The following is a 24,085-nucleotide window of genomic DNA, read 5'->3' on the forward strand; positions in this document are numbered from 1 at the left end:
TTTTGGCGCTCCTGGAAAAATGAAGCCGATGTCGATGAACTTGGTCATCCAGATGCTGATGCTGATTGCTGGCGCCGTTATTTTGATGGCCTGCAAGGTGAATACTCGCGAAATTGCCAATGGCGCTGTTTTCAAAGCAGGCATGACGGCGATTATTTCCGTATTTGGCGTAGCGTGGATGAGCGATACCTTTTTTGAATCCCATTTTACGCTACTGAAAAATGCCTTGGCTGGCGTAGTAGCTACGCAGCCCTGGATGTATGCCATTGTTCTTTTCTTGGTGTCCAAGCTGGTTAACAGCCAGGGAGCCGCCTTGGCGGCCATTGCGCCCATGGGCATCAGCCTGGGAGTCGATCCCAAAATAATGGTGGCCTTTTTCTCCGCTGCTTACGGCTACTTTGTTTTGCCGACCTATCCTAGCGATTTGGCTTGTATCGGCTTTGACCGCTCCGGCACGACAAGAATCGGTAAGTTTATCATCAATCACAGCTTTATCATTCCCGGTCTGATTGGCGTGGGAACTGGTTGCGCTGTTGGTTATGTGTTATCGCAGATCCTTCTGTAAAAAAATCGGCAGTGAAGCCGGGCCTGACGAGAAAGTCTTTGTCTGGCCCGGCTTATTTTTTAAAATTTCTTTGCAGTATTGCCTATCTGACGACATTGCTGCTGGCCAGGACGTATTGGATTCTTGTTTAGGTGCAGCTTGAAAGGAGTGAAAAGATGACTCAGGAACTGAATGAAGAACTGCTCGATAAGTTGACTAAGGTCTGCTTATGCAAGGGCATTTCACGGGCCGTCATGAAAAAAGCCATTCGCGGCGGCGCTAAAACAGTGGCGGAAGTGCAAAAAGCTACAGGCGCCGGCAGCGGCTCTTGCGGGGGTAAGCGCTGTACGCCCAAGATAGAAGCGCTTTTGGCGGAAGCGAAGGAGCAATAAAATAAGCCGTGCATTTGCACGGCTTATTTTATTTGAAAAGCTGCAGTCCTTTGCCTAAAGGAAGAAGAGGGCGATTGAAAAATTTATTGAGGAAGGTGGCGCCGCTGCCGTAGAAAGACAGCAAAGCAATAGTCAGCTCCGACCAGGCTGCCACTGCGTGGGGCAAGTGACCGCCTACGCCCCAGGCGTCGAGAGAGAGGCAAAGAAGGAGCACATCAATAAGGATCATAATGCTTAAGAGAACTTTGTGAGCAGCCGTAGCGGCTATGGTTGCGAAGATCGAGAAAATAAAATAACCGAAGTAAGCAAAACCTAATTGCTGGATATCAACGGAAGCGGCTAATTGCGGCCCGAAAGCCCCGATCTTAATAAGCAGGCAAGAAGCGACGCCAATCCAGAAGAGGCCGTAAGCGCCGAATACGGTAGCGCCAAAGATATTATTATGTTTGAAGTCGTAAACACAGGCCATGAGCTGTGCGGCGGAGCCGAGAAAAACGGCCCAGGGAATGATGAAGGAAATACCGGTTGTCCAGGCCAGCTTCTGCGAAGCGGCGACAAAGGTGACAATGGCCAAGCCAAATAGACCTAAGGCGGTAGGATCGGCGACGACGATTTGTACATGCTGTTTTTGTTCCATAAATGCCTCCTGCTTAAAATAATAAAATAAATCCAACGAACAATAAAATAGCATGCCGCAAATTGTGCTGTCAATCTATTTTTACTCTTTTATGCTGATTTATCGTTATTTTAGGCAAAAGAGAGCTGATTTATCTGGATTGCTAGGAATAACTTGGAATAAGAAGCCGATGTTTTGTTATGAAGCAATGTTGCTAAGGACTATAAAAAACGTGCTCCGCGTACGGCGAAACACGTTTTTCATCAATAAGTTATAAAAGATTACAATCTGTTACTCTCTGCGTTGCGCGCCTTGTAGTTGCCTTGTTCAATGCGAAGATAAACGTTTTTGCAGAACCATGGTCAACGGCGTGCGATACAATACGTACGCAATCAGACTGCCGCCGGTAGTGCTGATTAGAAAAGGGATGATGAAGAAAAAAGCGCCGACTTGCGAGCCGAGAAACCAAGAGGCTACCGGATACGCCAGTAAGCCGCCTATGAGGCCGGTTCCGATGATTTCGCCGGCTACGGCGCCGGCAATGTGACCGGTGCGGCGGAAGAGCCAGCCTGCCAGGAAAGCGCCGCAGAGACTGCCAGGGAAGGCTAAGAGCGAACCAGTGCCAAGAAGATTGCGCAAGAGGGAAATGGTGAAAGCGCCGCTGACGGCGTAACGTGTGCCTAAGAGGGCGGCTAAAAGAACATTGATGGCGTGCTGCATGGGAAAGCATTTGGCAACGCCGATGGGAATGTAGACCAAGTGGCCCAAAATCACGCCTAAGGCTACAAACAAAGCGGTAAAAGCAAGCGGACGAATTGACATTAGGCACCTCCTGAAGCGGATGATAGTTGCAAGCGCAGGTGTTGGCGCAGCGTAGCGCCGGTCAAGGTGGAGACGGCGTCAAATAAGCCGGTGCGGAAGCTGCCGGTTCCTTGAGAAGAAGTTAAATTGGATGCGGCCAGCTCTCCGGCAATGCCCATGCAAGCAAGGCCGGTTATGGCTGCTTCCCAAGCGGGAGAAACCGCTGCAGCGCAGCCAATAAGGGAGCTGCTCATACAGCCTGTACCTGTTACGAAACGCAGCATGGATACGCCATTATGCAGGCAGGCTGTTTGCTGGTCTGGAGAGGCAATCCAATCGGTTTCACCCGAAACCGCCACGACGCAGTGCAGCTTTTTAGCCAGAAAGTAAGCAGTTTCTGCGGCTTGGGCCGCCTCTTTTAACGCATCAACGCCGGGACTGGCGATCGTCTGTCCTGCTAGAGCCGCGATTTCCGCTAAGTTGCCCCGGATAATATCAGGGGGACATTCAAGGAGCAACCTGGCGGCAGTCTGCTGCCGCAGGCGGGTAGCGCCGACGCCCACTGGGTCCAGCACGATGGGGACGCCTTGGGCTTTGGCTACTTTTCCTGCCATAAGCATGGCTTCAGCGCTGCGGGGCTGCAAAGTTCCCAGGTTAAGCACTAGCGCTTTAGCGTGAACCGTGATTTCCGCGGCTTCTTCCGGAGCGTTAGCCATAACAGGGGAAGCGCCGATGGCTAAGGTGATGTTGGCGCAATCCTGCATGGTTACTTGGTTGGTAATTTGATGTACCAAGGGGCGTTGTTTTTGAATTAAGCAGATGTTTTCAGCGAGTCTTTCTGCAAGCTCCATTTGGCCGCAAACCTCCCTACGAGGATATAAGTAAACGCAGTGGCAAACATGACCGGCACAGTAGCGCCGACCATAAGATCAAGCTTGAGCAGCTGATAGTAAAGCGCGACGCCCAAAGCCCAAATGACTAGTGCCAGCCAGTTGACCATGAGGCCGGGACGCAGCTGGCGGTTGCCTAAGAGAAAATAGTCGCTGAGCAGGATTGCGAAGAGCGGTGCGAAGACCGAACCGATTAGGAGCAGAAACCCTTCGTATTGTTCCATGTCGACGCCGAGAGCCAGCAAGGTACCGGCGACGGTTACTGCTAAAGCCGCGTGCTTTTCATTAAACCCCGGCAGCAGCGTATGTACGCTGACGCCGGCGGAGTAGGCGTCCATAAAGGTGGTGGTAATGGTGGCTAAAAGAACGATGGCTAAAACGGAAAGCCCCAGATTGGCCGCCAGCAGCATGCCTGCGGGGTCAGCTTGACCTGCGACAAGAGCTACGCTAAGGCCGATAATGTACATCCAGCAGCTGCCGAGAAAATACCCCAGGCCGCTGCCCCAGGCGGCTCCTTGACCGGAACGGGCGAAACGGGTGTAGTCGGCGATAAGAGGCAGCCAGGAAAGGGGCATAACCACGCTGAGCTCAAAGCCAGCGCCAAAGGGCATGCCTCCTGCGGCGGGTTTGCTCAGAACCGTAGTGTCGGCAAAGACAACGCTGCTCATGACGATGGTCAAAGCAAATAAAAGCAAAGCGGCAGCCATATTAGCTTTTTTCCAGCCGGTTTCGCGGCCCAAGACAATCCAAAGCAGCACCAGCGCGCCCACAAGAAGGCACCAAAGGCCATATTGATCGATTTGCCAAAGGTGGCGGCTGGTTTCGTTCAACGAGCGGGCGGCGGCCAGGATCATAATTGAGGTCCAGCCAACCAGCTGCAAAATATTGAAGAGAGAAAACAGTTTGGCCCCGTAGACGCCAAAAGAAATGCGTGTGGATTCAATAGCGGAAAGTCCTTCGCGAAAGCCGATCAGCCCGCAGAGAACCAGCAGCATTGTTCCTAGAGCGTGGCCGCCTAAAATAGCCAGTAAGCCGTCTTCAAATCCTAGGGGAGCTAAGAGGCCTCCGGCCAGTATTTCCGCCATGGAAACGGCGGCGCCGAACCAGAGGAAGAAAAAATGAGGAAAACGAATGGTTTTTAACGGTGTTTGCATGAAGATACCTTCTTTCTTTTTTGCAAAGCAAGCAAATGAACAAGGTGAGGGAAAAACAAAAGCGCATTCTGCGGAGAATGCGCTTGCATGGCATGCATGGGAGCTTTTCCTACGCTGGTATAATCCAGATCAGGTCAAAGGGTCACGGAATGAGGATCCGTATCTCAGCCAGCCGCTTCTGGCCCCCCTAGCTTGCTATATGATTCTAAATTTTATCATAGCACGATGCCTGCAGCCTGGCAAGAGAACGAGTGGCGAAAAGCACTTTTCCTTTGACAGCCAGGGCTTCGACACGTTAAAATATAAGCTATCTGTGAGTGAATGAGTATGAATTTTTCAAGGAGAAAAACATGAGCGTATTGACCGTTGAAAACGTGTCCCAAGGCTTTGGGGCTCGTCAGATTTTGCAGGACGTATCCTTTCGTCTGCTTAAGGGAGAGCATGTAGGCTTGGTTGGCGCCAATGGCGAGGGAAAGTCTACCTTTTTGAATATTATTACCGGCCAACTGACGCCGGATGAAGGCAAAGTGGCCTGGTCTAGTCGGGTAACGGTGGGGTACTTGGATCAGCATACGGTTCTTAGCCGGGGCAAGAGCATTCGGGAAGTGCTGCGGGAAGCCTTTCAGGCGATGTTCGATATGGAAGCGGAAATGTTGGCTTTGTATGAGAAAATGGGCGAGGCTTCTCCAGAAGAAATGGACGAAATGATGGCCTCTGTGGGTGAGATTCAAGACGCTCTGGAACATAGCGGCTTTTATATTCTGGACGCTAAAATTGAGGAAGTGGCGAACGGCCTGGGTTTAGGTGAAATCGGTCTGGATCGAGATGTGGCGGATCTGAGCGGCGGCCAGCGGACCAAAGTTCTGCTGACCAAGCTGCTTTTGCAAAATCCCACTATTTTGATTCTTGATGAGCCTACCAATTACTTGGACTTTGAGCATATTGAATGGCTTAAGGGCTACTTGAAGGCATATGAAAATAGCTTTATTCTTGTTTCTCATGACATTCCTTTCTTGAATGAAGTGGTCAATGTCATTTATCACGTAGAAAATACCGTGTTGACTCGCTACAGCGGTGACTATGATCAATTCCAGGCGGCCTATGCGGTGCGGAAGAACCAGGAGATCCGGGCCTATGAACGGCAGCAGCAGGAAGTAGAACGCATGGAGGATTTCATTGCCCGCAACAAAGCCCGCGTAGCTACGCGCGGCATGGCTAACAGCCGCAAGAAGCGCCTGGATAAGATGGAGATTTTAGAAAAACCCAGGGAAAAGATGACTGCTTCCTTTTCTTTCCGCGAAGCCCGTACGCCAAGCCGAACCATTGTCGAGGCGAAAGGTCTGGTGCTGGGCTATGATGAGGCGCTGACCCGCCCCGTGGATATCTTGCTTGAACGAGGCCAGAAGGTAGCGATCCGGGGCGTCAACGGCCTGGGAAAATCTACACTTCTTAAGACGCTGTTGGGAGAAATCAAACCCTTTGCCGGCGAGGTCGTTCAAGGAGAATACCTGTTTACTGGTTATTTTGAGCAGGAATCCACTCGCCACAATACCAATACGGCTATTGAAGAGGTCTGGCAGGAATATCCCGGCATGACCAATTATGAAGTGCGGGCGGCCTTGGCGCGCTGCGGCCTGACGAATGAGCATATTACCAGCCAGATCATGGTGCTCAGCGGCGGGGAAAGCGCCAAAGTACGCCTATGCAAGCTGATGCTTAAAGAAATCAACTGGCTGGTGCTCGACGAGCCGACTAACCATTTGGACGTGGAAGCCAAAGCCGAGCTCAAGCGGGCGCTGCAGGAATTTAAAGGAACTGTTCTCTTGGTGTCCCATGAACCGGAGTTTTATGAAGACTGGGTAACCCACATCTGGAATGTGGAAGATTGGACAACCAAGATCGTTTAAATGAAAAAACCAGCGTTTTACGAAACGCTGGTTTTTTCATGGCACATATGTTTTTCTGCGAGCTTAGAAGTGTTTTCAATCCCGGAAACGACCACTTGCATAGAGCTTTCCACTTTGGTGAGAATGTCGGTGATCTTTTTCGTGGCTTCAACGCTGTTGTCGGCCAGCTTGCGCACCTCGCTGGCTACGACGGCAAATCCTTTTCCTTGTTCACCGGCGCGGGCCGCTTCGATGGCGGCGTTGAGGCCCAGGAGATTGGTTTGTTGGGAGACGTTTTTGATGAAGTCAATGACGTCGTGAGTCTTATGGATATGTTCCTTGGCTTCATCTGTAGACTGGCTTAAGGCTTGCAGCTGCCCGCCTAATTCTTCATACATGAGAACCTGCGCTTTTAAGAGGTGGTATAAGATGGAGGTAATATAGCCGTCAACAAGCTGTACTTTGTCTGGTTTATATTCTTCAATTTGCCGCTGTACTTCCGGATTGCCGGTAATGTTCAAAACCACATCGACCACAGGATTATGCAAGGCTTCTTTTAAATTCTGGTAAGTAGGGATTCGTAAGCTTTTGGCCAATTGAATGCCAACGACGTCGGTTTTGACGTCGACAATACCTGCTACTGATACCTCGGAGATATTTTGAAATAGTTTTAGTAGTTCAGCGCCGCTGCGGCCGCCTCCAACCAGCAGTAAATGCATGGGAACCTCTCCTTTGTTTCATTCTTGCTTTGTAAGCTTAGTTCGCTGCAAAAGAGAAAGAACCCTGCCTAAGGCGGGCTCTTTCTCTTTTTTCTTTACATTATGTCTTATAAACTGCGCAGCAACCGCTGTTGTTGTTGCCGGGCCCACTGGGACAAGGAATAGTTCAAGATAAAGTAGGCGCAGGCAATCATGCCGAACATAGTGAAGACCTGAGCGGTGGAGCCGTATTTTCCCATGATGATCATGCCCTTGCCTGTCAAATCCTCAATGCCCACGGCCCAAACAAAAGAAGTATCCTTGATGACGGTGGTGCACTGGGAAACCAGAGGCGGAATCATGTTGCGAAAGGCTTGGGGCAGAATGATAAAACGCAGCGTTTGCCAGTAGCCGAATCCTTGCGAAGAGGCTGCCTCCCATTGTCCTTTGGAAATGGAATTCAAGCCGCCGCGGACGATTTCGGCGATAATCGCGCTTGTAAAGACGGTCATCGCGGTTACGCCAGCCTGGATAGGCGGCAAGGGCGTCATAAAACGGGCGGCCAAAATGAAGAGTAAAAGGGGCGTGTTGCGAACCGCTTCGATATAGGTAGCCGCCAACGGCGCGGCTATGGCATGGCCGGAATAGCGAGCCACTCCCAGCAAGGTGCCGAAGAGCAGGCTGAGAATGATGGAGGCTACAGATATATATAGCGTCGTCAATAAACCTTCCCCTAAAAAGCGGAGAATATCGGGTTGTAATAATTCAGACATTACAGCGACACCTCCAAGCGGCGCTCCATACGACGCGCATAGGTAGCCAGCGGAAAGCAAAGGGCCAGATAGAGAAGGCCGGTGATGACATAGGCTGGGCCGTAATATAGATTGGCGCTGGCCCAAGAATCCGCTTGGTACATGAGATCGCCGCCGGCAACCATGGCCATAACCGAAGTGTTTTTAATCAGACTGACCGCCTGATTGGTTAGCGGCGGATAGGCCATGCGTTTAGCCTGAGGCAGAATAATGTAGCGCATTGCTTGCCAATAGGAAAACCCTTGAGAATACGCTGCCTCATGCTGTCCCTTAGAAACAGCCAGGATGCCGGCGCGGACAACTTCGGCGATATAGGCGCCATGATAGAAGCCGATTCCTAAAACGCCAACCGTAAAGACCGGCAGCATGAGGCCCCAATGAGGCAGGGCGTGATACAGAAAGAAAATCTGGATGACTAACGGCGTATTCTGGATAAACTCGACGTAAATGCGGTTCAGCCAGCGGAGCGGCCGGTATTGAGCCGTCCCGAGGACGCCGAAAAGGATGCCCAGCGTCAGGGAGAGGAGCAGCGCCAAGACGGATAACGCAATTGTCATGGCGAAACCCTCCAGAAAAACAGGCCATTCGGCAAATAGCGCCTGCCATTTGAACCAGGCAAAGGGGCCCATGATTATTTCAGCCCCCATTTTTGAATGAGCTTGTCTAGGTCGCCGGATGCTTTCATTTCGTTTACCGTGTCATTCGCTAAATTGGCCAAAGCGGTATTGCTCTTTTTGGAAGCAATGCCGTACAACTGGGGACTGTAACGATCCGGCAGGATGGTCGTCGAGTCGTCCAGATAGCCGAAGAGAATGGCGGCGTCTACGGAAAAGCAGTCAATACGACCAGAGTCGAGGGCGGTTTTGATTTCCGGATATGTGCCGAATTCCAGATATTGAATGTTCAAACCTTGTTTTTTGCCTTCGTCAATCAGAGCTTTTTTGCTGGTCGCGCTTTGGGCTACGCCCACTTTTTTACCGTTAAGATCTTTCAGACTCTGAATGCCGGAGTTCTTTTTCACCATCAACGCTACGCCGTCACTAAAGTACGGGTCGGAAAAATTGTAGCTTTGTTTACGCTCTTCGGTGATGGTAAAAGTGGCAATAACGAAATCCACTTCGCCGTTGTCCAGCAGAGGACCGCGGGTTTTAGCCGTTACCGCTTGCACGTTAATCTTGTTTTCATCGCCAAGAATTTTCTTCGCCATTTTTTTGGCTAAATCAATTTCCATGCCGTCGATTTTTCCTGTTTGAGGATCTTTAAAACCAAATTTCGGGACATCGACCTTTACGCCGACATTGAGTACGCCTCGATCTTTAATGGCCTTGATGTCTGGCGCAGCCGCCGCATCGCCCGGTTTAGCCGCGGGAGAACTGCCGCAGCCGGTCAAAAGTACGGCCGACATAGCAAAAACAGCAAGAAGTCCTAACAGTTTCTTTTTCATCATACATCGTCTCCTTCGTTTTTTTGAAGTTTTTATGGTTACGCATGATTAATGCGGCTAAGAAATAACTGGGTTCGTTCATTCTGGGGATTCGTAAAAAAGCTTTCCGGATCATTCTCCTCGAGAATGCAGCCATCATCCATAAAGATGACCCGGTCGGCCACCTTGCGGGCAAAGCCCATTTCATGGGTGACTACGATCATGGTAATGCCTTCGTCAGCCAAAGAAGTCATGACATCCAGCACTTCTTGAATCATTTCAGGGTCTAAAGCGGAAGTCGGTTCGTCAAAGAGCATGACTTGCGGATGCATATTCAGAGCCCGCGCGATGGCTACACGCTGCTGCTGTCCGCCGGAAAGCTGTGCTGGATAGGCATCCGCTTTTTCTTTGAGACCTACCCGTTCCAGATACGCAAGGCCTGATTTTTTTGCTTCTTCTAGAGAAACGCCTTGCAATCGGATTGGAGCCAATGTGAGATTTTCCAGCACCGTCATATGCGGGTAGAGATTAAACTGTTGAAACACCATGCCCATAGACTGGCGGATTTTGGCGATATCCGCGCTTGGCGCCGTTAAATCGGTGCCCGAAACTACCACAGAGCCTTCTGTGGGTCGTTCTAAGAGGTTGATGCAGCGAATTAGCGTGCTTTTCCCAGAGCCGCTGGGGCCGATGATGACAATTTTTTCACCGGCGGCGACGGCAAGATCAACGCCTTTGAGTACATGCAGGCTGCCAAAGTATTTGTGGATTTGAGATAATTGAATCATACGCGATCACCTGTCCTTTCTTGAGATAATAAAAAGCCCCGGTGAATGTTTGATTAACAATTCACCGAGGCTTCATTGCCGATTAATTTTGCAGTTGTCACATATTGGACGTTTTTTATATCATACACTGGAAAAGTTCGTTTTGTCTACTAGAAAAAAGCTGTCGAATTATAAACAAACTATGTTTTACAAAAAAATGTAAAATAATAGGAGGATTTTAGCAAGTTGTTTAGAAATAATAGAAAAAACAAATAATTGATGAATGGCGGGTGGAACTGTGAAAAAAAAGGAATCGGTATTAAATTTGCCGCCTTGGGAACAGCTTGACTTGCAAGATGGAAATACGGAATATGAAGTCACTTTGGAAAAAGTTGAAATGGATCGACCCCGTGAAGCTCCTTTTTGGACGGAGCTGCGCATGGATTATGATCCGACAGATGCTTCTTTTGGCGAACTTTGTGATTTGTCGGCGCGCTTATACCAAGAAGGCGTATTATCGAGGTATGAGCATGCTATGCTGACCTTTGATTCGCAGCGAGTGGCGCCAGGAATGACGGTGAGAAGGCCTGCCGTAGCTGAGCGGAGGGACTGGCTGCAGGAGTTGTCGGAACGGGCGCGGCATAACCGCTATATGGGTAATATGCAAGGTTTTTTGTGTGATATGCGCCTAGTGGAGGTTTTGCGACGGTTGACGTAAAATTTTCCTGTCTTAATTTTGGAAATGTGCGAGCAGAATAAACAAAGTCGCAAGAGGATTGCAGTTGAGGTGTATTTGAAAAGGGAAAAGCAAATGAATGTTTTGCAATGCTATACAAAAAAAGCTATACTGATTACAAATAAAAGTGAATGTTGCTAAAGGGGGATATTATGTTTGCTCTTAACTTTCAATCGCCGCATCATGAAAAACTGCTTATAGCCCGGACTAAAAATTGTACAGTGCGTTTAGGAGATGTACGCAACATATACCCGGAAAATTCAGTAGTCTGGATTACGGTGGGTAAGCGCATGGGACCTAAACGCAAGCTATATGCTGCCAGTGTTGACCGGACGAAGACGAAACGCTTTTCCCAGCTGACCATGGAAGATTTGCAGCATCAGAATCCGGATATTGATTCGGTAGAAGCGTTATTGCGTTTTTTTGAAAGCATTTACAACAAAGCGTTGACGATGGAGGACTTGGTAACGGTTATTTATTTTTCCGAAATTACGGAAGCATAAATAGTCTTTTTGGGAGGCCGTCCTACAACAAAAGCCCTGCTGCTGCCGTTTCGACGGCAAGCAACAGGGCTTTTACTTAACTTACTTTTTTGTAATATGCAGCATGGCGTCAATAATTTCCTGCGAGTGCTTTTGCACATGCGCCGAAAGAACGGCATCTTTGCAAATGCTAGTGAAGAATGTTTCCAGACTTTGCAATGACTCCATGGCGGTAGATCCATTTTTCATGATAAACGCTCCTTTGTTGACCGGCAACTTTTGAGCGCGGAGAAGCAGACCAAAGACTAAATACTATCTTTTGGCAGCCTGGCGGTCATGGGAGAATCTCCTGTAGACCCATGGCTTTGCGTCCTCCGCTTTCGCGAAGTTTGCCTTGGTAAAAATTAATATCTATAAAATAGTATATAGACAGCAGAGTCTATTGTCAATGGATAATGATACGTTAGACCTAGGACTTATGTGCGAGAGTCCTGCTGTTGTGAGAGTTCGATAAGCTTGCAAATAATGACATTGCCCTTTTCGAATAGATAGGCTAGACTAAAATGTACAATAAAAAGCAGTCCCTAAGGGCTGTCGAAGGCTTTGTAGGGGGTGCAAAACTATGCATTGGCAGCGAACCGTTTGGCTGTTGGCTATGGCGTGCATGTTTTCCGGGGCAAGCTATACGATGCTGACGCCGTTTTTACCGTTATATTTATTGGAGATAGGTGTTACGGCGGAAGGGGTCCATTGGTGGACCGGATTTATTTTTTCTATTACTTTTTTTGTTGCAGCTGTTATGGCGCCTTATTGGGGGCGGCGGGCGGACCGCAGCGGCAAGCGGCGCATGGTGCTGCGGGCTGGCTTTAGCTTAGCGGCTGTTTATTTCTTGGGAGCTTTTGTACGGAATCCTTGGGAACTGCTTGCAGTGCGATTGCTGCAGGGATTTGCCAATGGTTTCGTACCGGCGTCGCTGGCGATTGTAGCTTCTGCTTCCCCTCCGGAACGCTTAGGTTCTAATTTAGGCTTTATGCAAACGGCACTGCTTTTGGGAGGCATTGCCGGCCCTCTGGCAGGTGGGGCTTTGTCGCATGTGTTCGGTATGCGCATGTCCTTTGTGGTGGCGGCGGCTGTTATTTTTATCGGCACCTTGGCTGTGGCTGCTTGGGTTAAAGAACCGCCCCAGGCTTCGGCGTCCCGCCAGGGAAGTGTTCTTGATGATTTTCGGGAGGCCTGGAACAATAAAACATTGATGCGCATGCTGTTTTTGATGTTCGGGGTGCAGGTGGTGACTTTGGTGCTGCAGCCGCTGTTAGCCTTGTTTGTTGCAGAACTTCAGGGAGATCTGGAAGGGGTGGCTTTGACCGCCGGAATTGTTTGCAGTGTTGCCGGTATTGCCGGTGCGGTGGCGGCGCCTTTGTGGGGACGGGTGGGTCAGAAAAAAGGCTTTGCTCTTATTTTGCAAATCGCATTTTTAGGCGCTGCGGTGTGGAATGCGTTGCAGTTTTTTGCGGTGGATATTGTGCAATTCAGTCTGTTGCAAGCATTGTTTGGCTTTTTCGTGGTTGGCGTGTTTCCGGCTATTAACACCATCGCCGTCCAGTCGTCGAACGAAAATTTTCGCGGGCGTTTGTTCGGACTGACTACGACAGCCAACCAACTGGGTTGTATGACGGGCCCTTTATTAGGGGGATTCATCAGTGCCAGTTGGGGAATAAGGCCTGTGTTTCTTTTGACGGCGAGCTTATTGCTTTTTTTGGCTCTCCTAAGTCGAAACGGGAAAATATGCCGACAACACTGATTGTTTTTACGGATCGCGTATTTTAAAAGAGGTGTTTTTTAGCCTGAGGCGAATCCATTAACTAGGACTGTTTGGCGTTGTAATGTCGCAAGCGGTTTTGCGGGAGCGGAATCAACCGAACCTGCCAATAAGCGTAAGGGGGAAAAGAAATGGCTGTGAAAAATGATATGACCTTGGAGTTTTTGCATTCCGCCTATGGCGGCGAGAGTATGGCTCACATGCGCTATCTCTGGTGGGGCGATGTTGCCCGCAAAGAAGGATTTCCTAAAATTGCCAATCTTTTCAAAGCTGTAGCTTATGCAGAGCAAGTTCACGCAACCAATCATTTTAGGGAAATGGGAGCGGTTGTCAAAGATTCAGCGGTATTTGCGGGAGCTGTCTTTGGAACGGCAAAAACGGCTGAAAATTTGCAGGGCGCTCTTGACGGCGAATTACATGAAATCCATCAAATGTACCCGGTGTATTTGAATGCGGCGCAGTTCCAAGGGGAAAAAGGCGCGGAGCGCAGCTGTCATTTTGCGCTGGAAGCCGAAAAAACCCATGCGACGCTGTTTAAAGGGGCCCAAGATGCAGCTAAAGAAGGCAAAGACGTAGAATATAGCGATGTGTTTGTCTGCGAAATTTGCGGACATACGGTGAACGATAAAACAGAAGATTTTTGTCCGATCTGTGGGGCGAAAAAAGAGAAATATCATAAGTTTTCTTGAGTGGCGTTGCGAAAAGAAGTTGGTCGAGTGCGCTTGTTTTGAAATGAAATGAGGACGGAAAAGCTTGGCCGCTGCAATCGTGGTACAAGCTTTTCTTTTTTCTCTGATAAATTGGGTTTATTGAATAAGGGAGGTCTTATATGACAAAAAAAATAACAGTGGTGCAGCGTGTGAAAAATATAGTGCTTATGGGGATTGGTTCGGTGATTGCCGCCGCAGGACTGGAAGTATTTCTTGTACCCAATAATATTATTGATGGCGGCGTGGTCGGTATTTCCATTATGGCCAGCTACTTGACGGGGTGGTCGCTGAGCGCATTTTTGGTGCTCTTAAATTTGCCCTTTTTGTACTTGGGGTATACGCAAATCGGTAAGACGTTTGCTTTTTCCACTCTGTTTTCTATTATTTCCTTGGCTTTCTGGGTAGGGGTATTCACGCCCATCCCAGAAGTGACAAACGATTTGTTTTTAGCGGCTGTATTCGGCGGTATTACCATTGGCGTCGGCATCGGTATTATTATTCGGCATGGCGGCTGTACAGACGGTACGGAGATGATTGCCATCCTGATGGATAAACGCACTAGCTTTTCTATTGGAGAAATTATCATGTTCTTCAATTTGTTTATTTTGACAGCGGCTGGTTTTGTTTTTTCCTGGGATAAGGCCATGTATTCTCTTGTGACCTATTTTATAGCCTTTAAAGTTATCGATATTACTTTGCGCGGCTTGGATGAATCAAAAGCAGTTTATATTATTTCCGATCAAATGGAAGACATCCGCGATGCCTTGATGGCGCGCCTTGGCAGAGGCGTTACCATTCTGCATGCTACAGGCGGTTACAGCAAAGAGGAGAAGCCGGTGCTGTATTGCGTGGTGACGCGCTTGGAAGTGGCGAAACTCAAGTCGATTGTCAGCGAATGGGATGAGACGGCTTTTGTGACTATTTCGGATGTCCATGAGGTTATGGGCGGGCGCTTTAAGAAAAAAGCGATCCATTAATTTGTAAGCGACAGCAGGTTTGCTACGGAAGATTGCTTTTCCTGGCAGCCTGCTTTTTATTTTTCGTCCTCTCTGTCTTGGACGGAATAAGTCGGTGGTCCTTGCCAAAACGGCAGGGAAGGACGCTGTGTTTAGCGAATAGGCATAATAGCTAAAATAAGGCGGGGGATACAGAACGAATGGCGCAAAGAATTTTAGAAGTTCAGAATTTGAATATTTCCTTTGGCGAAGGAGCACAGGCGGTTGCGGCGGTGGCGGACTTGTCCTTTCAGCTGCAGGCTGGAGAAGTAGTGGGCCTGGTGGGGGAGTCCGGCTGCGGCAAGTCGGTGACGGCTTTAGCCATTATGCGCCTCTTGGAAGAACGGGCGCACGTGTCTGGGGCGGTGCTGGTAGATGGAGTTGATGTGCTGACGCTGCCGGAAAAAAATATGTGTTCGTTACGGGGCAATATGTTCTCTATGGTGTTTCAGGAGCCGATGACGTCGCTCAATCCAGTGCAGACTATTGGTCAGCAGTTGGATGAGGTGTCGTTGCTGCACCGTCAAGTATCGAGACCGGAGGCGCGGACTTTGTCCGTGGAAATGCTGACGAAAGTAGGCATACCACGGCCGCAGGAAATTTGCGCAGAATACCCGCACCAACTGTCCGGCGGCATGCGGCAGCGAGTGATGATTGCTATGGCGCTGGCCTGCAGACCTCGTCTTTTAATTGCCGATGAACCGACAACCGCCTTGGATGTAACCATCCAGGCGCAGATATTGGAACTGCTGCGTAATCTGAGGGAAGAAACTGACGTGGGGGTTTTGCTTATTACGCATGATCTGGGCGTAGTGGCGGAATTATGTGACCGGGTTATCGTTATGTACGCTGGTCAGGTTGTGGAGGAAGCCAGTGTGGAGGTCTTATTTGACGCGCCTTTGCATCCGTACACCCGCGGGCTTTTGCAGTCCATACCTTGGCATGACCGTAAGGAAGAACGGCTGCAGCCTATTCCCGGGCAGGTGCCCTCCTTGCATTGCATGCCGGCAGGCTGCCGCTTTGGACCTCGCTGTCCTCACGCAGCAGCACGCTGCCGAGAACATCCTCCCTTGCTGGAGCAGATGAAGGACGGTCATTATTGCCGTTGCTGGCTGTATGAAGAAAGGGGGGAGCGCAGCAGTGCAAACGCCGATTTTAGAAGTGAAGGGCCTAAAGAAATACTTTGATGTGCGCGGCGGTCTTAACGGCAAAGTAGTAGGGCAAGTCAAAGCCGTAGATGATCTTTCCTTTTCCCTGTTTGAGGGAGAAACCTTTGGCCTGGTGGGCGAATCGGGCTGTGGTAAATCAACGGCAGGACGTACGATTCTGCGTTTGCTGGAGCCTACGGCAGGGAAGATTTTTTTTGAAGGCGAAGATTTGGCGGAGCTGGGAAGCATGGCTTTGCGTCGTAAACGGCGGGATTTTCAGATGATATTTCAGGATCCTTATGCCTCGCTAAATCCCCGCATGTGCGTATTTGATATTGTCGGCGAAGCCTTGGCTGCTCACGGCTTGAAGGATGCCGCTGCGTTACGGCGGCAAGTGGAGGAAACTCTCGAATTATGCGGCTTGCCGTTGGAGTATGGCAGTCGTTATCCTCACGAGTTTTCGGGCGGTCAGCGGCAAAGGATCGGCATTGCCCGGGCCTTGGCGCTGCGGCCTAAATTAATTATTGCCGATGAGCCAGTTTCGGCGCTGGACGTTTCCATACAAGCGCAGATTCTCAATTTATTGCAGGAGCTTCAGCAACAGTTGGGCCTGACGTATCTGTTCATTTCTCATGACTTGTCGGTGGTGCGTCATATCAGCGATCGCGTCGGGGTTATGTATCTTGGACGTCTATTGGAGTGCGCCCCAGCGGAAGAATTGTACAGCCAGCCCCTGCATCCTTATACGCAGGCTTTGCTTTCGGCGATTCCCGCGGCGAATCCCAAACGCAAACGCGAGCGTATTATCTTGCAGGGAGATGTACCGTCGCCTGCCAATCCGCCGCCTGGCTGCGCTTTTGCGCCTCGGTGTCCTAAGGCTATGGAACGCTGCCGACGTGAGCGGCCGGCTTTGCGGGCGGTGGCGTCGGAACGGCACCTGGCGGCTTGTTATTTATGGGAGTAATACCCGTCCCTTTAGATATTGCGGAAAAACAGGAGGAACGATCATGGCGGAAGAACGTATTGTAAAGCTGGCGGGAAATCTTATTAATTATTCGGTGGAGCTGCAGCCGGGTGAAAAAATTTTAATCGAAGTGTTTGACGGAGGCGAAGATTTAGCGCAGGAACTGGTGGCGGCAGCGTACAAGGCCGGCGGCGTTCCCTTTGTCAGCGTGAAAAATATGGTGCTCCAGCGGGAACTGCTGCGCCAGTGCGCTGCTTCGCAGGTAGAGCGTATGGCCGCCTGGGAAAAGGCGCGGATGGAAGAAATGGATGCTTACATAGGTTTGCGAGCGTACTATAACCATAGCGAGATGGCGGACTTGCCGCAGGAGCAATCACAGCTTTATCAACGCCTATGGTGGCATCCGGTGCACTCGGAGGTGCGGGTTAACCGTACAAAATGGTGCGTTCTGCGTTATCCCAATGCGGCGATGGCGCAGATGTCCGGCATGAGCACGGCGGCTTTTCGGGATTTCTATTTTCAAGTTACGAACTTGGATTATTCCCGTCTGGCGGAGGCGGAAGAACCGCTGCTTAAACTTATGGAAAAAACGAAGGAAGTGCGCATCTTGGGGCAAGGAACCGATCTTACATTTTCTCTTGAAGGTGTTGCGGTGAGCAAATCTTGCGGTTTGCGTAACATTCCCGACGGTGAAGTCTTTACGGCGCCAGTGAAACAGTCGGTGAACGGAGTAATCTCCTACAATTGCCCGAGCGTATACCAAGGGGTAACCTTTGCAGATGTGCGCCTGGAATTTGCCCAGGGGCGGATTGTGAAGGCTACAGCCAATCATACGGAACAATTGAACCAGATCTTGGATACCGATGAAGGCGCGCGCTACATTGGCGAGTTTGCATTAGGCGTGAATCCGCACATTACCAAGCCGATGGGCGATATTTTGTTTGATGAAAAAATTTCCGGCAGCTTCCATTTCACACCGGGAAATGCTTATGAAAATACGGACAACGGCAATCGCTCCGCTATTCATTGGGATTTGGTGTGCATGCAGACGCCAGCGTACGGCGGCGGGGAGATTTGGTTTGATGGTCGCTTGGTGCGCAAAGACGGACTGTTCGTTTTAGAAGAGCTGCAAGGACTGAATCCACAAGCTTGGCGCTGAAAACGCTTTGTGAACAAAAGAAAATAAAAACTGTAACAAATCTGTCACGAACATTTGATACAATAACAGCAATTGAATGGTAAGAAGCTAGGAATGGCTTCTTGAGCCTAGATTTGGGAGGTACCTATGAGAAAATTGCTTGTCGGAGGCGTGTCCGCCCTGCTTTGCATCAGTCTGCTGGGGACGGCGCATGCGGCAGCGGCGCCGATGCAATTGTCCTTGGAGGAAAGCGTTCAGATGGCGCTAGCCAAGCATTATGATTTATCCTATGCCAAAGAAGCCCGAGAAAAAAGCTATTGGAGTTTGAAAGAGGCGAAAAATAATAAAGGCCTTGCTGCGTCTTTCACCCATACGGATACGGTGGCTCAAAGCGTAAATAGCTTTCAAAATAAAGTGGCGCTGACGCTGCCCATTTATAGCGGCGGCAGTCTGGAAGGAAAAATCAAGCAGGCTGAAGAGGCGTTGCGCGTTGCCGATTTGGATGTGAACGCGGCGCAGCAGCAGGTCAAATTGAATGTGGTAAGCAATTATTTGTCCGTCTTGGAGTACCAGAAAATTTGGCAAGTAAGCCAGGATACAACCAAGAATTACGAAGACCATTTAAAGCTGGTCGAAAACAAATACGCTGCAGGTATGGTGGCCAAGCTGGACGTGTTGACCAGTCAGGTCGACTTGGCGAAAGCGCAGGACAGCCAGGTGCAGGCGGAAAACAACTATCGCAATGCCGTGGCGGCGCTGAACAATGAACTGCAGCTGCCTCATGGAACCGAGTTGGAATTAAAGGACGCTTTTAATTCTGAAGGCTATCCATTGTCGCTGGAAGAGTGCTTGGCTTATGCCAAAGAGCATCGTCCGGAGATTGCCCAATATAAGGCTAAGATGAATAGCGCTAAAGAGGGCATTGATGTAGCGCGTAGCGGCTATCGCCCTACGGTCAATTTATCGGCGTCCCAGGGCTGGAATGATGAAGATTTTCCAGGCTCGAAAAACAGCAACTGGTCGGTTTCGCTAACAACCTCCTTGAACTTGTTTGACTCCGGCGTAACCGGGGCGCAGGTGGAACAGGCCAAACATAACTTGAACATGGTTAACGAGCAAAAAGGCAAAGAAGAAGATGCAGTCTTGCTGGAAGTTCGGCAGTATTATTTAAGCATGCAGGAAGCGGCCAAGCGTATCGAGACGAATAAAGTGGCGATTCAGCAGGCGGAAGAAAGCCTGAGCATTCAAAAAATGCGTTATGAAGTAGGCGTGGGCACAAACCTTGATTTGAGGGATTCGGTATTATCCTTAGATCAAGCCAAACGGGACAGCCTTCAGGCGTTGTATGACTACAATATCAATAAGGCGAAACTGGAGTACTCCATGGGACGTCCAGTGGAATAAGCGGTAAAGACTGGAAAAGCTATGCTTACGGGGCATAGCTTTTCTTTTTTGCTTGACCTGGCGGGGGCATAAAACTGTAACCAAACTGTCACATAATCTTGGTACAATAGAACAGCAAAAGCGAAAAAAAGGGGTTGCGTGCGTCATGCAAAGAAACATGTCAAAAAATCATTATGTAATTATCGGTGTGGTGCTGCTATGTCTGGGCTTGGTTGGTTACAAGGCAGGCTGGCTGGGCGGAGGCTCTAAAACGCAGGCGGCTCCGGCCATTGCGGTTAAAGCGGTGCAGGTGCAGCAGCAGGATGCACGGATCTCGTATGAATTTGTCGGGCAGGTTAAAGCCAAGGAAGAAGTTAAAATTATTTCTAAAGTGAGCGGCGTTGTGGTTGCCAAAATGGTACAGGGAGGCGCTGCTGTTACCAAAGGGCAGCCGTTGTTCCGAATCGACGACAAACAGTACCAGTCGGCTATTCGGGCGGCTCAAGCATCATTAAACAAGTCGCGGGCGACTTTGATTAATTCGCAGCGCGATCTGGCGCGTTACGAGAGTTTGGCTGCGGTACAGGGCGTTTCGCAGCAAACTGTGGATTCCTACCGCTCCCAAGTGGATCAGAATGAAGCCGATGTGGCGATGAACGAGGCTAATTTGCAAGAAGCAATGGAAAACAGAGCAGATACGCTGATTGTATCTCCTGTTGACGGCCGCATTGACGTGAATGATGTCAGTGCCGGCCAGTTTGCAGTGGCCGGTTCTACTGTTCTGGGCTCGGTTTCCTCTCTGGACCCGGTATGGGTGCAGTTTAGTATGAGCGAAAACGAGTACTTAAAATTGGTGCGCCAGGGGAATGGCCTCTTGCCGGATTCCTTTCGCAGTCAGCTGCAGCTGGTTCTTAGCGATGGTTCGGTATATCCTGAACTTGGGCAGCTGGAGCAGGTGGATAAGGGGATCAACGACACTACAGGTACGATTACCTTAAAAGCGGTGTTTAATAATGCGCAACGTACGCTGCTGCCCGGGCTTTTTGCCAAGGTGGTGGCACCGGGTGAGCTGCGTCAAAAGGCGATGTTGGTTCCTCAGCGTGCGGTGAAAGAGATGCTGGACAATACCTTTGTTACCGTGGTTACCACTGCTGATACGGCCGAAAGCCGTCCTGTTAAGGTCGGAGAAAAGGTTGGAAATTGGTATATTGTCGAATCCGGTCTGGCTGCAGGGGACAGGGTCGTTGTGGAAGGCGTCGACAAAGTGAAGCAGGGAGCTCAGTTATCGGTTGCGCTGCTTTCTCCAGAATCCATTTGAGAAATAATCTGAGGAGGAATCAGCATGGCTAAGTTTTTTATCGAACGGCCGATTTTTGCTATCGTGCTGTCGTTACTCATTACGATTGCAGGTCTGCTGGCAGCAGCACAGCTGCCTGTGGCGCAATACCCCAATATTTCGCCGCCGATTGTATCGGTGAGTGCAACGTATCAAGGGGCCAATGCGGACGTTGTTAACCAGTCTGTAGCTCAGATTGTGGAAGACAAAATAAATGGCGCTGAAGGCATGGTTTATATGTCTTCCACAAGTTCTGACGCCGGTTCCTATTCGCTGAGTGTGCAATTTGAATCAGGAAAAAACTCAGATATGGCGTCGGTACAGACCCAAAGTCGTGTCTCGGAGGCAACGCCTGGGCTGCCTGTAAGCGTTCAGGACATAGGGGTGAGTACCCGTAAGGCTTCGCAGGACACGGCGATGGTGTTTACCCTGTGGTCAGAGGAAAATCTATATGATCGTAATTTTCTCAAAAACTACGGGAGTATTTTTATTATCGATGAACTGAAACGAATTTCCGGCGTAGGCGATATTATGGCTTTTGGTGCGGACTACAGCATGCGAATTTGGCTGCAGCCCGAAAAAATGGCGCACCTTGGAATTTCTACATCGGAAGTAAAAACCGCCGTGGAAAATCAAAACAAACAGGCCGCATCCGGCAGTCTGGGGCAAATGCCTATGGCCGGAAAGCAGGAGCATCAGTATTCAACAAGAGTAAAAGGCCGTTTGGAAGACCCCAAAGAATTTGAAAATATCATTGTTCGGGCCCAAGGGGACGGTTCTTTTGTGCGGCTGAAGGATATTGCCCGGGTCGAGCTGGGCAGTAAAGAATATACTTTTTCCAGCGAATTGAACGGCCATCCGGCTGCCGGGTTTGCCATCAAGCTGACCAGTGATGCCAATGCGCTGCAAACGGTGGGCGAGGTTAAAGCAACCCTGGATCGTTTGGCACAAGACTTTCCCGCAGGGATGAAGTATACGACCGTTGTGGACAATACGCGCTTTGTGGATGAGTCCATTGCGGAAGTGGCCAAAAGCTTTGCCGAAGCCATGTTCCTGGTGGTATTGGTAGTGTTTCTCTTCTTGCAGAGCTGGCGGGCGACTTTGATTCCCATGCTGGCTATTCCAGTATCGTTAATTGGTACCTTTGGGGCGTTTGTGTTGCTTGGGTTTACGATTAATACGCTTACTTTGTTTGCGATGGTACTGGCTATTGGCCTGGTAGTTGACGATGCTATTGTTGTTATTGAAGCAGTGGAACATCATATGCGATATAAAGGACTTTCGCCTGTCGAGGCTACGAAAATGGCCATGTCCGAAGTGTCTGGTCCGGTAGTAGCCATTGCCTTCGTGCTGGCGTCGGTATTTATTCCGGTAGCTTTTTTTGGCGGTATGATGGGGATTTTGTATCGGCAATTTGCGTTGACAATTGCGGTGTCCATGGCGTTGTCGGCGATTGTCGCCCTCTCGCTGACGCCGGCCTTGTGTACGCTGCTTTTAAAACCCCATGATCCCCAGGCGCATCAAGGAAGATTGGGCCGGTTTTTTGAAGCTTTTAATGAATGGTTTGAACGTAAGACAGAAGGTTATGGCCGGCGTCTGGGCGGGATTATTCCGCGGGCGCGCTTGTGCATTATGCTGCTGGCGGGGCTGATTGGCATGCTGGGGGTATTATTTTCCTTTGTTCCCAGTTCCTTTGTTCCTGATGAAGATCAGGGACGGTATATGGTTTCGGTATCATTGCCGGAGTCAACTTCCTTGAATCGAACAGCCGAGTTCATGTCAGAGGTGGTATCGGTCATTCGCAAACAGCATGGTGTGGACAATGTCATGGCAGTTTCCGGTTTTGATCTGATGGGAGGCACTGCCAAAGCCAATGGCGGTACTATTTTCGTTTCTTTGACACCTTGGTCGGAGCGAACCAGCGAACAAACGCAGGTGAAAAATCTGGTCAAGCAAGCCTTTGCCAGTGGCGCACAATTAGCAGGGGGGAAGGTGCTTCCCTTCGCGCCGCCAGCCTTGCCAGGCTTAGGCAGCGTAGGCGGTTATACCTTTATGCTGGAAGACCGCAGCGGGGGCACGCTGGAAAATCTGGATGCAGTTACAAGGCGTTTTATTGCCGCTGTTAAGGAACGTCCTGAAATTGCCTCAGCTACGACTACTTTTACCACCGATACGCCTGGGTATGAATTTGAGGTGGACCGCGCAAAGGCGGAAAAAATGGGCGTTGATGTAAATGATATTTTCTCAACAATGCAGGTATTCCTGGGGGGGCTGCAGATTAACGATTTCAACAAATACGGACGCAGCTACAAGGTTATTGCTCAGGCGGAGGCGCCTTTCCGCGGCGATGTGGACGCCTTGCGTTATCTCTTTGTAAAAAGCTCCAACAATACGATGGTGCCTCTGAATACGCTGGTGACGCCGCGCAAAACCAAATCGGCAGCCAATATTACTCGTTATAATGGCTACAAGGCCGTAAAAATCAACGGCACCCAGGCAGTTGGCTACAGCTCCGGACAGGCCATGACAGCTTTAGACGAAGTAGCCAAGGAAGTGCTGCCAAGCGGCTACACTTATGAATGGTCGGGCCAAAGTCGTGAGGAGAAGGTTTCCGGAGGCAGGGCGCCGGTCGTGTTTGGTCTGGCTCTTGTTTTCGTCTTCTTGTGCCTGGCGGCGCTTTATGAAAGCTGGAGCGTGCCTTTTGCGGTGCTTCTTTCCGTGCCAACCGGCATTTTCGGCGCGTTCTTATTCCAATATCTCTTTAGTCAGGAAAACAATATCTATATGCAGATTGGCTTGGTCATGCTGATTGGTTTAGCCGCGAAGAATGCAATTTTGATTGTAGAATTTGCTAAAGTGCGCTTCGATAAAGGCATGCCCCTTATGGAAGCGGCTATTGAAGCGGCCAAGCTGCGCTTGCGTCCTATTTTGATGACTTCTTTCGCCTTTATTATCGGCTGCTTGCCCTTGATGATTGCCACAGGCGCTGGCGCCGGTGCGAGAAATTCCATGGGGACGGCTGTTGTGGGTGGTATGCTCATGGCTACGGCGTTGGGGATTTTTATCATTCCCGTATTGTTCGTGGTGGTAGAGAAACTCACGGCGCGCTTTGAAGCTTGGCGCAGTCACTTTTTGAAACGATAATTTTATAACGAAGCGGTGTTTGCGTCCTTGTTTTCAAAGACGCAGACACCGCTTCGTTTAGCTTTCACTACTGTTCGTTTTTTGGCTGTCCTCAAGGCCTATGGTATAATAAAAGCTGGCAGAAATGCAGCAGCAAAAGGAGGGAAGGCCGGTGGAAGAACGTGTGAATGCGCTTACCCATGGCGTGGGTACGGCGTTAGCTGCGGCTGGCTTGATTTTTTTAGTAGTATCGGCTTATGTGTATGGG

24 protein-coding genes and 2 riboswitches are annotated in these 24,085 nt (G+C 49.9%); of the genes, 14 read left to right on the forward strand and 10 right to left on the reverse strand.

Features of this window, described 5'->3' with window-relative positions; translation table 11 throughout:
• On the forward strand, positions 1 to 565 hold a 565-nt coding region (locus PHF27_RS06380), incomplete at its 5' end, for an anaerobic C4-dicarboxylate transporter family protein (RefSeq protein ID WP_300067441.1).
• Positions 566 to 720: 155 nt separating this feature from the next.
• Positions 721 to 936, forward strand: a complete 216-nt coding sequence (locus tag PHF27_RS06385) for a (2Fe-2S)-binding protein (RefSeq protein ID WP_300067443.1) — start codon at positions 721 to 723, stop codon at positions 934 to 936.
• Between the two features lie 28 nt (positions 937 to 964).
• Here PHF27_RS06385 and PHF27_RS06390 read toward each other — a convergent pair whose 3' ends face one another.
• From PHF27_RS06390 to cytX, 4 genes are all read right to left on the reverse strand, one after another.
• A complete protein-coding gene (locus PHF27_RS06390) occupies positions 965 to 1,573 on the reverse strand; it encodes an acetate uptake transporter (protein WP_300067445.1) in 609 nt (202 codons plus the stop codon).
• 306 nt (positions 1,574 to 1,879) lie between these two features.
• Positions 1,880 to 2,374, reverse strand: coding sequence for an energy coupling factor transporter S component ThiW (gene thiW / locus PHF27_RS06395; RefSeq protein ID WP_300067447.1), 495 nt, complete (start codon positions 2,372 to 2,374; stop codon positions 1,880 to 1,882).
• Positions 2,374 to 3,204, reverse strand: coding sequence for a hydroxyethylthiazole kinase (thiM, locus tag PHF27_RS06400; RefSeq protein WP_300067449.1), 831 nt, complete (start codon positions 3,202 to 3,204; stop codon positions 2,374 to 2,376). Before thiM ends, thiW begins: the two co-directional genes overlap by 1 nt.
• Positions 3,165 to 4,397 (reverse strand): putative hydroxymethylpyrimidine transporter CytX, encoded by a 1,233-nt coding sequence (gene cytX, locus PHF27_RS06405; protein ID WP_300067451.1) that lies wholly within the window; start codon positions 4,395 to 4,397, stop codon positions 3,165 to 3,167. The genes thiM and cytX overlap by 40 nt, the downstream gene beginning before the upstream one ends.
• Positions 4,398 to 4,485: 88 nt before the next feature.
• A riboswitch (TPP riboswitch) is annotated at positions 4,486 to 4,596 on the reverse strand.
• A gap of 151 nt (positions 4,597 to 4,747) precedes the next feature.
• Here cytX and PHF27_RS06410 point away from each other — a divergent pair.
• A complete protein-coding gene (locus PHF27_RS06410) occupies positions 4,748 to 6,304 on the forward strand; it encodes an ABC-F family ATP-binding cassette domain-containing protein (protein WP_300067453.1) in 1,557 nt (518 codons plus the stop codon).
• 17 nt (positions 6,305 to 6,321) lie between these two features.
• Here PHF27_RS06410 and PHF27_RS06415 read toward each other — a convergent pair whose 3' ends face one another.
• The 5 genes from PHF27_RS06415 to PHF27_RS06435 form a co-directional block, all read right to left on the reverse strand.
• Positions 6,322 to 7,002, reverse strand: a complete 681-nt coding sequence (locus PHF27_RS06415; RefSeq protein WP_300067455.1) for a methyl-accepting chemotaxis protein — start codon at positions 7,000 to 7,002, stop codon at positions 6,322 to 6,324.
• 107 nt (positions 7,003 to 7,109) lie between these two features.
• A complete protein-coding gene (locus tag PHF27_RS06420; RefSeq protein ID WP_300067457.1) occupies positions 7,110 to 7,754 on the reverse strand; it encodes an amino acid ABC transporter permease in 645 nt (214 codons plus the stop codon).
• A complete protein-coding gene (locus PHF27_RS06425; RefSeq protein WP_363320046.1) occupies positions 7,754 to 8,425 on the reverse strand; it encodes an amino acid ABC transporter permease in 672 nt (223 codons plus the stop codon). The genes PHF27_RS06420 and PHF27_RS06425 overlap by 1 nt, the downstream gene beginning before the upstream one ends.
• Positions 8,425 to 9,240 (reverse strand): transporter substrate-binding domain-containing protein, encoded by an 816-nt coding sequence (locus PHF27_RS06430; RefSeq protein ID WP_300067461.1) that lies wholly within the window; start codon positions 9,238 to 9,240, stop codon positions 8,425 to 8,427. The genes PHF27_RS06425 and PHF27_RS06430 overlap by 1 nt, the downstream gene beginning before the upstream one ends.
• Before the next feature lie 35 nt (positions 9,241 to 9,275).
• The gene (locus PHF27_RS06435) at positions 9,276 to 10,004 is read right to left on the reverse strand and encodes an amino acid ABC transporter ATP-binding protein (protein WP_300067462.1); all 729 of its coding nucleotides are present in this window, start codon (positions 10,002 to 10,004) and stop codon (positions 9,276 to 9,278) included.
• A 277-nt stretch (positions 10,005 to 10,281) separates the two neighbouring features.
• On the opposite strand from PHF27_RS06435, the gene PHF27_RS06440 reads away from it, so the two are divergent.
• Positions 10,282 to 10,701: a hypothetical protein gene (locus tag PHF27_RS06440; protein WP_300067464.1), complete on the forward strand. Its 420-nt coding sequence runs from the start codon at positions 10,282 to 10,284 to the stop codon at positions 10,699 to 10,701.
• 170 nt (positions 10,702 to 10,871) lie between these two features.
• On the forward strand, positions 10,872 to 11,222 hold the full coding sequence (locus PHF27_RS06445) for a hypothetical protein (protein ID WP_018703047.1): 351 nt from the start codon (positions 10,872 to 10,874) through the stop codon (positions 11,220 to 11,222).
• Between the two features lie 81 nt (positions 11,223 to 11,303).
• On the opposite strand, the gene PHF27_RS06450 is transcribed toward PHF27_RS06445, so the two are convergent.
• Positions 11,304 to 11,450: a hypothetical protein gene (locus PHF27_RS06450; RefSeq protein WP_300067466.1), complete on the reverse strand. Its 147-nt coding sequence runs from the start codon at positions 11,448 to 11,450 to the stop codon at positions 11,304 to 11,306.
• Positions 11,451 to 11,519: 69 nt separating this feature from the next.
• Positions 11,520 to 11,605, reverse strand: a riboswitch (cyclic di-GMP riboswitch).
• A 218-nt stretch (positions 11,606 to 11,823) separates the two neighbouring features.
• Between PHF27_RS06450 and PHF27_RS06455 the strand changes: the two genes are divergently transcribed.
• From PHF27_RS06455 to PHF27_RS06495, 9 genes are all read left to right on the forward strand, one after another.
• Complete coding sequence (locus PHF27_RS06455) at positions 11,824 to 13,002, forward strand: MFS transporter (protein ID WP_300067468.1); 1,179 nt, start codon at positions 11,824 to 11,826, stop codon at positions 13,000 to 13,002.
• A 149-nt stretch (positions 13,003 to 13,151) separates the two neighbouring features.
• Positions 13,152 to 13,709: a rubrerythrin family protein gene (locus PHF27_RS06460; RefSeq protein ID WP_300067470.1), complete on the forward strand. Its 558-nt coding sequence runs from the start codon at positions 13,152 to 13,154 to the stop codon at positions 13,707 to 13,709.
• Between the two features lie 140 nt (positions 13,710 to 13,849).
• Positions 13,850 to 14,707, forward strand: coding sequence for a YitT family protein (locus tag PHF27_RS06465; protein WP_300067472.1), 858 nt, complete (start codon positions 13,850 to 13,852; stop codon positions 14,705 to 14,707).
• A gap of 179 nt (positions 14,708 to 14,886) precedes the next feature.
• Positions 14,887 to 15,912 carry an ABC transporter ATP-binding protein gene (locus PHF27_RS06470; protein WP_300067474.1) on the forward strand — a complete coding sequence of 342 codons (1,026 nt, stop codon included), beginning with the start codon at positions 14,887 to 14,889 and terminating at the stop codon, positions 15,910 to 15,912.
• Positions 15,842 to 16,837 (forward strand): dipeptide ABC transporter ATP-binding protein, encoded by a 996-nt coding sequence (locus PHF27_RS06475; protein ID WP_363320045.1) that lies wholly within the window; start codon positions 15,842 to 15,844, stop codon positions 16,835 to 16,837. Before PHF27_RS06470 ends, PHF27_RS06475 begins: the two co-directional genes overlap by 71 nt.
• A gap of 43 nt (positions 16,838 to 16,880) precedes the next feature.
• Positions 16,881 to 17,996: an aminopeptidase gene (locus PHF27_RS06480; RefSeq protein ID WP_300067478.1), complete on the forward strand. Its 1,116-nt coding sequence runs from the start codon at positions 16,881 to 16,883 to the stop codon at positions 17,994 to 17,996.
• 126 nt (positions 17,997 to 18,122) lie between these two features.
• Positions 18,123 to 19,379 carry a TolC family protein gene (locus PHF27_RS06485; protein WP_300067479.1) on the forward strand — a complete coding sequence of 419 codons (1,257 nt, stop codon included), beginning with the start codon at positions 18,123 to 18,125 and terminating at the stop codon, positions 19,377 to 19,379.
• A gap of 145 nt (positions 19,380 to 19,524) precedes the next feature.
• Entirely contained in the window at positions 19,525 to 20,676 is a 1,152-nt protein-coding gene (locus PHF27_RS06490) for an efflux RND transporter periplasmic adaptor subunit (protein WP_300067481.1), read from the forward strand.
• A 24-nt stretch (positions 20,677 to 20,700) separates the two neighbouring features.
• Positions 20,701 to 23,838 carry a multidrug efflux RND transporter permease subunit gene (locus PHF27_RS06495; RefSeq protein ID WP_300067482.1) on the forward strand — a complete coding sequence of 1,046 codons (3,138 nt, stop codon included), beginning with the start codon at positions 20,701 to 20,703 and terminating at the stop codon, positions 23,836 to 23,838.
• The last annotated feature ends 247 nt before the right edge of the window (positions 23,839 to 24,085 follow it).

The sequence above is a fragment of the Anaeromusa sp. genome, assembly GCF_028691475.1.
Lineage (GTDB): Bacteria > Bacillota > Negativicutes > Anaeromusales > Anaeromusaceae > Anaeromusa.

Bases quoted from the DNA above. Each gene is read 5' to 3' on its own strand.
- PHF27_RS06390 (WP_300067445.1), bottom strand. From the start codon at position 1,573: ATGGAACAAAAACAGCATGTACAAATCGTCGTCGCCGATCCTACCGCC.
- PHF27_RS06430 (WP_300067461.1), bottom strand. From the start codon at position 9,240: ATGATGAAAAAGAAACTGTTAGGACTTCTTGCTGTTTTTGCTATGTCG.
- PHF27_RS06495 (WP_300067482.1), top strand. From the start codon at position 20,701: ATGGCTAAGTTTTTTATCGAACGGCCGATTTTTGCTATCGTGCTGTCG.
- PHF27_RS06450 (WP_300067466.1), bottom strand. From the start codon at position 11,450: ATGAAAAATGGATCTACCGCCATGGAGTCATTGCAAAGTCTGGAAACA.
- PHF27_RS06485 (WP_300067479.1), top strand. From the start codon at position 18,123: ATGAGAAAATTGCTTGTCGGAGGCGTGTCCGCCCTGCTTTGCATCAGT.
- PHF27_RS06455 (WP_300067468.1), top strand. From the start codon at position 11,824: ATGCATTGGCAGCGAACCGTTTGGCTGTTGGCTATGGCGTGCATGTTT.
- PHF27_RS06470 (WP_300067474.1), top strand. From the start codon at position 14,887: ATGGCGCAAAGAATTTTAGAAGTTCAGAATTTGAATATTTCCTTTGGC.
- PHF27_RS06480 (WP_300067478.1), top strand. From the start codon at position 16,881: ATGGCGGAAGAACGTATTGTAAAGCTGGCGGGAAATCTTATTAATTAT.
- PHF27_RS06490 (WP_300067481.1), top strand. From the start codon at position 19,525: ATGCAAAGAAACATGTCAAAAAATCATTATGTAATTATCGGTGTGGTG.
- PHF27_RS06385 (WP_300067443.1), top strand. From the start codon at position 721: ATGACTCAGGAACTGAATGAAGAACTGCTCGATAAGTTGACTAAGGTC.
- PHF27_RS06475 (WP_363320045.1), top strand. From the start codon at position 15,842: ATGAAGAAAGGGGGGAGCGCAGCAGTGCAAACGCCGATTTTAGAAGTG.
- PHF27_RS06465 (WP_300067472.1), top strand. From the start codon at position 13,850: ATGACAAAAAAAATAACAGTGGTGCAGCGTGTGAAAAATATAGTGCTT.
- PHF27_RS06460 (WP_300067470.1), top strand. From the start codon at position 13,152: ATGGCTGTGAAAAATGATATGACCTTGGAGTTTTTGCATTCCGCCTAT.
- cytX (WP_300067451.1), bottom strand. From the start codon at position 4,397: ATGCAAACACCGTTAAAAACCATTCGTTTTCCTCATTTTTTCTTCCTC.
- thiW (WP_300067447.1), bottom strand. From the start codon at position 2,374: ATGTCAATTCGTCCGCTTGCTTTTACCGCTTTGTTTGTAGCCTTAGGC.
- PHF27_RS06415 (WP_300067455.1), bottom strand. From the start codon at position 7,002: ATGCATTTACTGCTGGTTGGAGGCGGCCGCAGCGGCGCTGAACTACTA.
- PHF27_RS06410 (WP_300067453.1), top strand. From the start codon at position 4,748: ATGAGCGTATTGACCGTTGAAAACGTGTCCCAAGGCTTTGGGGCTCGT.
- PHF27_RS06435 (WP_300067462.1), bottom strand. From the start codon at position 10,004: ATGATTCAATTATCTCAAATCCACAAATACTTTGGCAGCCTGCATGTA.
- thiM (WP_300067449.1), bottom strand. From the start codon at position 3,204: ATGGAGCTTGCAGAAAGACTCGCTGAAAACATCTGCTTAATTCAAAAA.
- PHF27_RS06420 (WP_300067457.1), bottom strand. From the start codon at position 7,754: ATGTCTGAATTATTACAACCCGATATTCTCCGCTTTTTAGGGGAAGGT.
- PHF27_RS06445 (WP_018703047.1), top strand. From the start codon at position 10,872: ATGTTTGCTCTTAACTTTCAATCGCCGCATCATGAAAAACTGCTTATA.